The sequence below is a fragment of the Oerskovia sp. NPDC056781 genome, assembly GCF_042789955.1.
GTDB lineage: Bacteria > Actinomycetota > Actinomycetes > Actinomycetales > Cellulomonadaceae > Oerskovia > Oerskovia rustica.
The window spans coordinates 1-9,166 of the sequence record NZ_JBHUAD010000159.1 but is presented as its reverse complement, the minus strand read 5'-3'; the positions used below and the strand labels follow the sequence as shown (position 1 = coordinate 9,166).

Here is a 9,166-nt window from a genome sequence, read left to right as displayed (position 1 = left end):
TCCTCGTCATGAGGAGGCGGGCCTTTCGTCGCGCCTGGGGGCCTGAGGGCCCGTCAGGTCTCATGACGCCCGACGTCGGCGGCCCGGGAGGTCGGGAACCGGTCAGGAGCGGACCAGTCGAGCGATCGCGTCGCTCGCCTCCTTGATCCTGAGCGCCCCGGCGTCCTCGCCCATCTTGGCCGCGTCGACGACGCAGTGCTTGAGGTGGTCGTCGAGCAGCGCCAGCGCGACGACCTCCAGGGCGCTCGTCAGGGCGCTGATCTGCGTGAGGATGTCGATGCAGTACTTCTCGTCGTCGATCATCTTGGAGATTCCGCGGGCCTGCCCCTCGATACGGCCCATGCGCTTGAGGTAGTTCCCCTTGTCGCTCATGTACCCGTGATGCTGCGTCGAGGGCTCGCGAGACTTTTCCATCGTGCGTTCCTTACGTTCCGGCAGTGCGAGGACGTCGAGATCGGTGGCACCCAATGCTCGGGCGGTCGAGAGAATACCAGCCGCCATCAATCACCCCGTCTCCTCACGACGCATTCCCTGCACGTCCCTGCGTGCGCGGGACCGAGATCCGGATGATCGCGCGTTCATCGACGACCGGCCCGCGCGGACCCGTCCGAGGCGGACGCCGCAGCCCGCAGGCCACCCAGGTCCTGATCATCGTCCCGGACGCGCAGACGGGCCACGGTCGCGACCAGGCACAACCCGACGATCACCGCGCCGAGGACGGTCATCGCACCGGCGAGCGAGACGAGCGGGACGAGGATCCCGGCAATGATCGACGGCACACCGAAAGAAAGATAGGAGACGGTGTACATGACGGCCAGGACGGCCGCCCTCTCGGTCGGCGCAACCCGGGGCATCAATGTCTGCAGAACTCCCATGAAAGCGGTCCCGAATCCCGCACCGAGAATCATGGCAGCAAAGATGTAGACGGGAAATGAATGCACGGCGAGCGCGGCCGTGCTCAGCACGGTGCCCGCGCCGAGGGCGGACGTGCCGAAGACGCTCACGACCCGGGCCGGCCGTCGGCGGAGGACGACGGACGCGACGATCCCCGAGAGCGCGAAGACGGTGACGCCGATGCTCTGCCGGACGTGCGTCGTCGCGCCGAGCTCGCTCGCGACGACCGACGACCCGAGGGCGAGGAAGAGCCCGTTCGTCGCCCAGCCGGCGACGATCGCCGGGGTCGCCACCGCCAGTCGCCGACGCACGTGCCGGGGGACGGCGAGCCGTGGGACGGTCCACGGGGTGCGCGCGGCAGGGACGCGCACGACGTCCGGGGTCGACCAGACGACGGCGGCGACCAGGAGGAAGACCGCGGCGAGCACGCCGAACACGACGTCGGCGGGCTCGCTCGCGTGGTCGAGGGCGAGCGCCCCCGCGAGCGCCCCCGTCCCGAGCCCGGTCATGGGCGCGACCGTGTTCCACAGCGCCGCTGCCTCCGGGCGCCGCGGAGAGGCGAGGTCGACCACCATGGCGGACAACGCCGGGAGCAGCAGACCCGCCGCGACGCCCTGGAGCGACCTGGCCAGGAGGAGCGTGGCCAGGTCGTCCGCCTGCCAGAACAGCACGAGGCTGGCGACGAGGACCCCGGAGCCCACCGTGACGACGGGCCGGCGGCCCACGACGTCGGACAGGCCGCCCGCGACGAGCAGAGCGCCGAGCATCGTGAACGCGTAGACGGCGAAGACCGACGTCGTCGCGACCGGGACGAGCCCGAGGCGCTCGGTCAGCTCCGGGTAGAAGGGGGAGGGTGCGCTCGCCGCGACCATGAGCAGGAACGCCCCGACGATCGCGAGTCGAGAACCCCGCCGTCGTGCCCCGGTGGTGAAGGACTGCATCTAGGCGCGCGCCTCGTGGAGCCGGCTGCCCCACCCGTAGATCTCGCCCACCGCTTCGATGCCGCTGACGCCGACGACGGTACCGTCCTGCTCGTGCAGGACCACGAACCCGTCGGCCTGCGCCACGCGCGTGCCGGGGTGTCCCGTGTATCCGACTCCCGAGATCAGCCGCCCGTGGATCGTCGTCATGTACGCGCTGCGGGGCCGGTACGGGCCCGGGTCCTCGCCGTGGCCGAGGTCGTGCAGCAGCGTTCGCGCGGCATGCACCCCCTGCGCGGCGCTGTCCTCCCAGTGGTCGATGCGCCAGGTCCCGAGGTGGTCGTCGTGATGCACGGCGACGCCGCCCGCCGCGTACACGGCCCCGTGCCCGGAGACGCGGAGCCTGTCGTCGACGGCGACGCCGTCACGCCAGGGTGATGGAGCGGCGGGCGTCGTACCGAGCGCGACGACGACGAGATCGACCTCGAGGTCGGTCCCGTCGTCGAGGGTCACGACCGTCGCGTCGGGCGTCGCGAGGACGCGGCGGACGGTGCGACCGAAGAACGTGGTCACCCGGGCCTCGTGGTCGGCGGCGACGCGCTCGGCGACCGGTCGGCCGAAGCCGGCCACGCCGGGTACCTGGCTGCGGGCGACGAGGCTGACCCGGTGCCCCAGCACCTGCAGCGTCGAGGCCGTCTCGGACGCGATCAGTCCGCCCCCGTAGATCGCGACGCGCGCGGTCTCCCCGCACGCCGCGATGGCCTTCTCGAGGCGCACGGCGTCGTCGAGCGAGTGCAGCGTGAGCAGGCGGCCCGCCCGGACGGCTTGCTCCACCCCCGCGACGTCGGCGCCCAGGCCGCGGGGCCGGCTCCCGGTCGCGACGAGGAGCGTGTCATAGGAGATCGTCGCCCCCGAGGCCAGGTGGACCTCGTGCGTCGCGGGGTCGACCCGCTCAGCGGTGTCGGCGACGAGCTCACCGGGGGGCGCGGGCAGCCGGATCACCTCGGGAGCGGCCTGGCCGTAGGCGACGTTCTTGACGAGCATCCGCGAGTACGGGATCTCGCCGGTGCGTCCGACGACGGTCGTCCGGACGTCGCCCTGACCGGCGAGGGCTCGGGCGGCGGCAGTACCGGCCGATCCTGCCCCGAGGATCACGGTGTGTCGTGGGGTCATGGGGTGCGTTCTCCAGGTTCGGTCGGGGCGCCTCGCCGGCGAGTGGGGCTGGGGCCTCCGGGCAGCGGGCTGCGAGGGCCCCGGGGGCGAGCAAGAAGACGGGCGGGGTCCGCGGTGCGCGAGGGCAGCCGCGGACCCCGTGTCCCCGTCGTCACGCCATGTTGGCGGCGTACTTCGCGGGGTCCGAGTCGAAGGCAGGGCCGCATCCGCCGCAGCAGAAGTAGTACCGCTCGCCCTCGTGGTCCCGGTAGAGTCCGGCCGCCTCGGCCGCCTTCTTGCTGACGGGGCTGCCGACCATGACCGGGCAGGTGGTCATGTCGTCGTTCGCCGCCCCGAGCAGGTTCTCGGTGCCGTCACCCGTGGGGTTGGGCGCACCGGTGCTGCAACAGCCGGACGCCTGGGGTTCGTTCGCCATCGTGAGTGGTTCCCTTCGTGCTTCTGTGGGTGGTGTGGTGGGTTCCGGGGACGTCATGACCTGGCGACGCTCCGGAACCCGCGCAGGCGCAGGCTGTTGCCCACGACGAAGACGCTCGACAGCGCCATCGCGGCCCCTGCGAGCATGGGGTTGAGCATGCCGAGCGCCGCGACGGGGATGGCCGCGACGTTGTAGGCGAAGGCCCAGAACAGGTTGGTCTTGATGGTTCCGAGCGTCTTGCGGGAAAGACGGATGGCATCGACCGCGCTGCGGAGGTCGCCGCGCACCAGGGTGATGTCGGACGCCTCGATGGCGACGTCGGCGCCGGTACCCATGGCAAGTCCGAGGTCCGCCTGAGCGAGGGCCGGGGCGTCGTTGACGCCGTCGCCGATCATCGCGACGACCTTCCCCTCGGCCTGGAGCCGGGTGACGACGTCGACCTTGTCCTTGGGGAGAACCTCGGCGATGACCTCGTCGATGCCCACCTCCGCGGCGATCTGCCGGGCGACGGCCTCGTTGTCACCGGTGAGGAGCACGGGGGTCAGGCCGATCTCCTTGAGCTGTGCGATCGCCTCGGCGCTCGTCGGCTTGACCGTGTCGGCCACGACGAGGATGCCGCGGGCGCGGCCGTCCCAGCCCACGGCCACGACCGTCTTGCCCTCGCCCTCGGCCCGGGCCTTCGTGGCGGCCAGCGTGGGGCTCAGCTCCTGGGACCACTCGGCGAGCAGCGACTCGCGGCCCACCAGGACGGCGTGGCCGTCGACGACGCCCTGCACACCCTTGCCCTCGATGTTCGCGAAGTCCTCGGGCGTGAGCAGCGCGCCGACCTCCTGCGTCGCGCCCTTGGCGATCGCCTGCGCGATCGGGTGCTCGGAGGCGTCCTCGAGCGCGCCGGCCAGGCGGAGCAGCTCGGTGCGGTCCGTGCCGGGCTCGACGACCACGTCGACCATCGTCATCTTGCCGGTCGTGACGGTGCCGGTCTTGTCCAGCACGACGGTGTCGATCTTGCGGGTGGACTCGAGCACCTCCGGGCCCTTGATGAGCACGCCCATCTGCGCGCCGCGGCCGGTGCCGACCAGGAGCGCGGTCGGCGTCGCCAGTCCCAGCGCGCAGGGGCAGGCGATCACGAGGACAGCGACCGCGGCGGTGAAGGCCGCGCTCACGGGGAACCCCGCGCCCAGCCAGCCTCCGAGGGCGGCGGCGGCGATCACGATCACGATCGGCACGAACACGCCCGAGATCCTGTCGGCCAGGCGCTGCACCTCGGCCTTGCCGGTCTGGGCGTCCTCGACGAGCCTGGCCATCTGCGCGAGCTGCGTGTCCGACCCGATCCGGGTCGCACGGACCACGAGCCGACCGCCCGCGTTCGTCGTGGCGCCGGTGACGGTGTCTCCTGCGGAGACCTCGACCGGTACCGACTCACCCGTGAGCATCGACTCGTCGACGGCGGACGTGCCCGTCACGACCACGCCGTCCGTGGCGATCTTCTCGCCCGGGCGCACGATGAACTCGTCACCGACCTGCAGGTCCTCGACGGGGATCTTCGTCTCGACGTCTCCGCGCAGGACCGAGACCTCCTTCGCGCCGAGCTCGAGCAGCGCGCGCAGCGCCGCGCCGGCCTGCTTCTTGGAGCGCTTCTCGAAGTACCGGCCCGCGAGGATGAACATCGTGACCCCGGCACCCACCTCGAGGTAGATGTTCGCCGCGCCGTCGGAGGGCGCCAGCGCGAGCTCGAACGGGTGCGTCATGCCCGGGGTGCCCGCCGTGCCGAGGAACAGCGCGTACAGCGACCACAGGAACGCAGCGGACGTGCCCATGGAGATGAGGGTGTCCATCGTCGCGGTGCCGTGCTTGAGGTTCGCCCACGCCGCCTTGTGGAACGGCCACGCCGCCCAGACGATCACGGGAGCGGCCAGCGCGAGCGAGGCCCACTGCCAGTAGGTGAACTGCCACGCCGGGACCATGGCCATCGCGATGACCGGCACGGTGAGCACGATCGCGCCGATCAGCCGGTTGCGCAGCGAGGTCAGCTCGGGGTCCTCACCCTCACCCCCGCCGGCCGACGCACCGTCCTTCCTCGCGCCCTTGGGCACGGGCAGCGCGGCGGTGTACCCGGTCTTCTCGACCTCGGCGATCAGCAGCGCGGGGTCGTACCCGTCCGGCACCGTCACCTTGGCCTTCTCGGTCGCGTAGTTCACGGTCGCGACCACGCCGTCGAGCTTGTTCAGCTTCTTCTCGATCCGCATGGCGCAGGAGGCGCAGGTCATGCCGCCGATCTCCAGCTCGACGCCTGTGATCACGCCCGGAGGCGCTGATGTGCTCATGTGCATTTCCTTCTCTCGGCTGGTGGGAAAGGGCCGACCTCTCGGTCAGTGCCCCTCCGGGTGAGATCCGCCCTCGGGGTGCGTGGGGTCGGCGCCGGGAGCGGCGTCGAGCACGAGCTCGGCGGTGTGGACCTGGCCGTCGACCTGGAAGTCCAGGTACAGCAGGTAACGGCCCACGGTGGGGACCTCGGCGGCGAAGGCGATCTCCGGCCCGGCCGTCTGCCCGGCCTCCGGGTCCGCGCCCTCGGCGTGGACGTGCAGATAGGCGAGATCGCCGTCGCGCAGGGCGACGAGGTGAGCGAATGCTCCCAGGTACGGTTCCAGGGTCGTGACGGGCTCGCCGCCCCGGGAGACCGTGAACGTGAGGCCGCTCGAGGCTCCCGCCGCCAGCTCGCCGTCGACGGTCACGGTGTACCCGTCCACCTGAGCGGTCCGGGTCGGCTGCTGCTCGACGGGCGCGAGGTCCCCGGCCACCTGGACCGTGCGGGTCACCGTGCGGGAGGACTCGTCCGCACCCGCCGGCGTGAAGTCCGCGAAGACGCGGTAGCTGCCCGCCGCGGCCCATTTCCAGGGGATCGACCAGGTGCCCGAGGTCTCGTCCAGCACGGGGTGGACGTGCCGGAACTGGCTGCCGTCCGTCCGGACGACGATCAGGTGCAGGTCCTTCTCGTGCGCAGTCGTGTACTCCGTCAGCGGGACGCCTGCGGGGTCGTGGACCTGGAAGCTCAGCTCCCCGGGCTCGCCGACCCCCGCGGGAGCGTCGACGGTCGACAGGGCGAACCCGTCGACGCCGAGCGCGAGGCCCGTGAGCCCGCTGCCCGTGGTTCCCGTCGATCCGGTGCTCGCCGCACCGTGGCCTTCTCCGTGCTCGTTCATCTCGCTCCCTTCGGTCCAGTCGGCGACGGCGCTCTCGGGCACGACGGCCCCGGCGACGCCGAACGCGCCGCCGAAGGCCACCACGAGCCCGAGGCCGTAGAGGGTCAGTCGTGCGCCCGTCCTCATGCGGACCGCACCGCCGAGTAGCCGGCCTCCTCGACGGCGGCCAGGACCTGCGCGTCGTCGACGGGTCCCGTCACCACGAGCCGTCCCGTCTGAGCGCTGACCTGGATGTCCTCGACCCCCGCGACCTGTCCGACCTCCTCGCGGATCGACAGCTCGCAGTGCCCGCACGTCATGCCCGTCACCTGGTACTCGTTCGTGGCCATGGCGGAGCCTTCCTCTCGTGAGATTTGATACCCCCACCGGGTATCTCTCTCTCGAAACATATACCCCGAGGGGGTATCACGCAAGCATGGGCACCTGCTCAGGACGAGGGATCGGGTGAGCCACCCGAGGTTCCGACCAGGCGCTCCAGCCGATACCCCTACGGGGTACCGACATCCAGAGCTCTGCAAGGCGCGCCAACGGATCCAGGCAGTCTTGACACCCATACCCCCCATGGGTATACCTTTTGCCGACGCCGGGCCTGCCGGCCGTCCCTCAGGAGGAGATCTTTCATGACTACCCATCCACCACTGTCGCCGGCGAAGCGGTGGCTCGGCCTCGCGCTCATCGCCACGGCACAGTTCGTCGTCATCATGGACACCTCGATCATCGGCGTCGCCCTGCCGGACATCCAGCGAGACCTGGGCTTCACGCCCGAGTCGCTGTCCTGGGTGTTCAACGCCTACGTGGTCGCGTTCGGCGGCCTGCTCCTGCTCGGAGGCCGCCTGGCCGACGTCTTCGGTGCGCGGAAGATCTTCGTGCTCGGCTGGCTCGTGCTGATCGCCGGGTCGGTGCTCGCGGGAGCAGCGAGCACCATCGGGCTCGAGATCGCAGGCCGCGCGATCCAGGGGGCAGGTTCGGCGATGATCGCGCCCGCCGCACTGACCCTGCTGATGATGCTCTTCGGCGGCACACGTGACCTGCCGAAGGCGTTCGCCGTCTACGGCGCGGCCGCACCGGTCGGAGGCAGCGCGGGAGTCTTCCTCGGCGGAGTCCTCACCGAGTACGCGAGCTGGCCCTGGGTCTTCTACGTCACCGTGCCGATCGCGGTCTTCGTGCTCGCGTTCACCGCGTCGACCCTCCCACGCACCGAGAAGAAGGCGTCGGGATCGATCGACGTCGCGGGTGCACTCACCGTGACGGCCGGGCTCGCGGCCGTCGTCTACGCCGTCGTCAACGCCCCGGAGGTCGGCTGGCTCACGCTGCCCACGCTCGGCGCCCTGGCCGCGGGCATCGTCCTGCTCGTGATCTTCTTCGTCATCCAGGCACGCAGCCGTGACCCCCTGCTCCGCCTCGGCCTGCTGCGTGCACCCCTGCTCGGCGCCGCGAACGGTGCACAGCTCCTGCTGGGTGCCGCCTGGGTCTCGATGTGGTTCTTCCTGAACCTGTACCTGCAGCAGGTCCTCGGCGCGAGCGCCTTCGCCGCCGGCGCCGCGCTCCTGCCGATGACCGGCCTCGTCGTCCTCGTCATGCTCGCCATGGCGCCCCGGCTCCAGGAGAGGTTCGGTGCGAAGTCGCTCATCGTGACGGGGCTCCTGCTGCTCGCGGCCGGGCTCGTCTGGCTCTCGTTCGTCCGCCCCGACGGCAGCTACGCCATGGACGTCCTGCCCGCGTCGCTGGTGGCCGCGCTCGGCATGTCCCTCGCGTTCGTCCCCTCGCTCGGCACGGCCATCAACGCCGCACCTGCAGCCGAGACGGGCGTCGCGTCGGGGCTCGTGAGCACGAGCTACCAGATCGGGTCCGCGCTCGGGCTCGCGGCGCTCACGGCCGTCGTCTACGTCGTGTCCGGCACCGACCCCTCACCGGTCAAGCTCACACAGGGCTACTCGGCCGCGTTCGTCGGGGCGGGGATCCTCGCCCTGGTCGGAGCGATCGTGACCGCCGTCGCGATGTCGAGGCCCCGGGTGCCCGCCGCCGCGACGGACGGGTCGATCGGCCGCTAGCCGCACGGAGCCCGGTCCCGACCGGTTCCCTCACCACCACCCGAAGGGAAACACCATGTCCACTCCTCGCCTGCTCATCGCCTACGACGGATCGCCCAACGCGCACAGCGCGATGCAGACCGTCGCCGGCCTCTTCCCCGGCTCCACCGCGGTCCTGCTCTACGCCCGTCAGCCCATGGAGGGCTTCGCGGCCCACCTCGAGGGCCACCCCGCGCTCGAGCAGCTGCAGGGTCTCGACGCCGCGGCGCTCGACGTGTCGGAGCGGATCGCCGCCGACGGCGCGCAGGTCGCCCGCGACCTCGGGCTGGTCGCCGAGCCCCACGTGTCCTCCACGATGGCCACGGCCGCCGAGGCCATCGTCGAGGCGGCGGAAGAGCTCGACGTCGACCTGATCGTGCTCGGCTCCCGCGGCCGGCGCGGCCTCCGGGCGACCCTGCTCGGCAGCACCTCGGCCAGCGTCCTGCACCACGCCACCCGCCCGACGCTGGTCATCCCCTCGGACGCGGTAGCGCT

The 9,166-nt window shown here is 71.4% G+C and carries 9 protein-coding genes; 2 read left to right on the top strand and 7 right to left on the bottom strand.

Annotated features, from left to right (window positions below; all coding sequences use genetic code 11):
* Positions 1-102: 102 nt before the first annotated feature.
* The 7 genes from ACFRCR_RS13445 to ACFRCR_RS13415 all read right to left on the bottom strand — a co-directional run bounded on the left by ACFRCR_RS13445 (position 103) and on the right by ACFRCR_RS13415 (position 6,931).
* Entirely contained in the window at positions 103-414 is a 312-nt protein-coding gene (locus tag ACFRCR_RS13445; RefSeq protein ID WP_377678192.1) for a metal-sensitive transcriptional regulator, read from the bottom strand.
* A gap of 164 nt (positions 415-578) precedes the next feature.
* The gene (locus ACFRCR_RS13440; RefSeq protein WP_377678191.1) at positions 579-1,835 is read right to left on the bottom strand and encodes an MFS transporter; all 1,257 of its coding nucleotides are present in this window, start codon (positions 1,833-1,835) and stop codon (positions 579-581) included.
* A complete protein-coding gene (locus ACFRCR_RS13435; protein WP_377678190.1) occupies positions 1,836-2,987 on the bottom strand; it encodes an FAD-dependent oxidoreductase in 1,152 nt (383 codons plus the stop codon). It abuts the gene before it with no gap.
* 151 nt (positions 2,988-3,138) lie between these two features.
* Positions 3,139-3,402 carry a YHS domain-containing protein gene (locus ACFRCR_RS13430; protein ID WP_377678189.1) on the bottom strand — a complete coding sequence of 88 codons (264 nt, stop codon included), beginning with the start codon at positions 3,400-3,402 and terminating at the stop codon, positions 3,139-3,141.
* Between the two features lie 53 nt (positions 3,403-3,455).
* The gene (locus ACFRCR_RS13425; RefSeq protein WP_377678188.1) at positions 3,456-5,726 is read right to left on the bottom strand and encodes a heavy metal translocating P-type ATPase; all 2,271 of its coding nucleotides are present in this window, start codon (positions 5,724-5,726) and stop codon (positions 3,456-3,458) included.
* Positions 5,727-5,771: 45 nt separating this feature from the next.
* Entirely contained in the window at positions 5,772-6,728 is a 957-nt protein-coding gene (locus tag ACFRCR_RS13420) for a heavy-metal-associated domain-containing protein (protein ID WP_377678187.1), read from the bottom strand.
* Complete coding sequence (locus tag ACFRCR_RS13415) at positions 6,725-6,931, bottom strand: heavy-metal-associated domain-containing protein (RefSeq protein ID WP_030153329.1); 207 nt, start codon at positions 6,929-6,931, stop codon at positions 6,725-6,727. Before ACFRCR_RS13415 ends, ACFRCR_RS13420 begins: the two co-directional genes overlap by 4 nt.
* Before the next feature lie 291 nt (positions 6,932-7,222).
* Between ACFRCR_RS13415 and ACFRCR_RS13410 the strand changes: the two genes are divergently transcribed.
* On the top strand, positions 7,223-8,653 hold the full coding sequence (locus ACFRCR_RS13410) for an MFS transporter (protein ID WP_377678185.1): 1,431 nt from the start codon (positions 7,223-7,225) through the stop codon (positions 8,651-8,653).
* Between the two features lie 55 nt (positions 8,654-8,708).
* A partial coding sequence (locus tag ACFRCR_RS13405; RefSeq protein ID WP_377678183.1) for a universal stress protein occupies positions 8,709-9,166 on the top strand: 458 nt, incomplete at its 3' end.

Bases quoted from the DNA above. Each gene is read 5' to 3' on its own strand.
- ACFRCR_RS13445 (WP_377678192.1), bottom strand. From the start codon at position 414: ATGGAAAAGTCTCGCGAGCCCTCGACGCAGCATCACGGGTACATGAGC.
- ACFRCR_RS13440 (WP_377678191.1), bottom strand. From the start codon at position 1,835: ATGCAGTCCTTCACCACCGGGGCACGACGGCGGGGTTCTCGACTCGCG.
- ACFRCR_RS13435 (WP_377678190.1), bottom strand. From the start codon at position 2,987: ATGACCCCACGACACACCGTGATCCTCGGGGCAGGATCGGCCGGTACT.
- ACFRCR_RS13430 (WP_377678189.1), bottom strand. From the start codon at position 3,402: ATGGCGAACGAACCCCAGGCGTCCGGCTGTTGCAGCACCGGTGCGCCC.
- ACFRCR_RS13425 (WP_377678188.1), bottom strand. From the start codon at position 5,726: ATGAGCACATCAGCGCCTCCGGGCGTGATCACAGGCGTCGAGCTGGAG.
- ACFRCR_RS13420 (WP_377678187.1), bottom strand. From the start codon at position 6,728: ATGAGGACGGGCGCACGACTGACCCTCTACGGCCTCGGGCTCGTGGTG.
- ACFRCR_RS13415 (WP_030153329.1), bottom strand. From the start codon at position 6,931: ATGGCCACGAACGAGTACCAGGTGACGGGCATGACGTGCGGGCACTGC.
- ACFRCR_RS13410 (WP_377678185.1), top strand. From the start codon at position 7,223: ATGACTACCCATCCACCACTGTCGCCGGCGAAGCGGTGGCTCGGCCTC.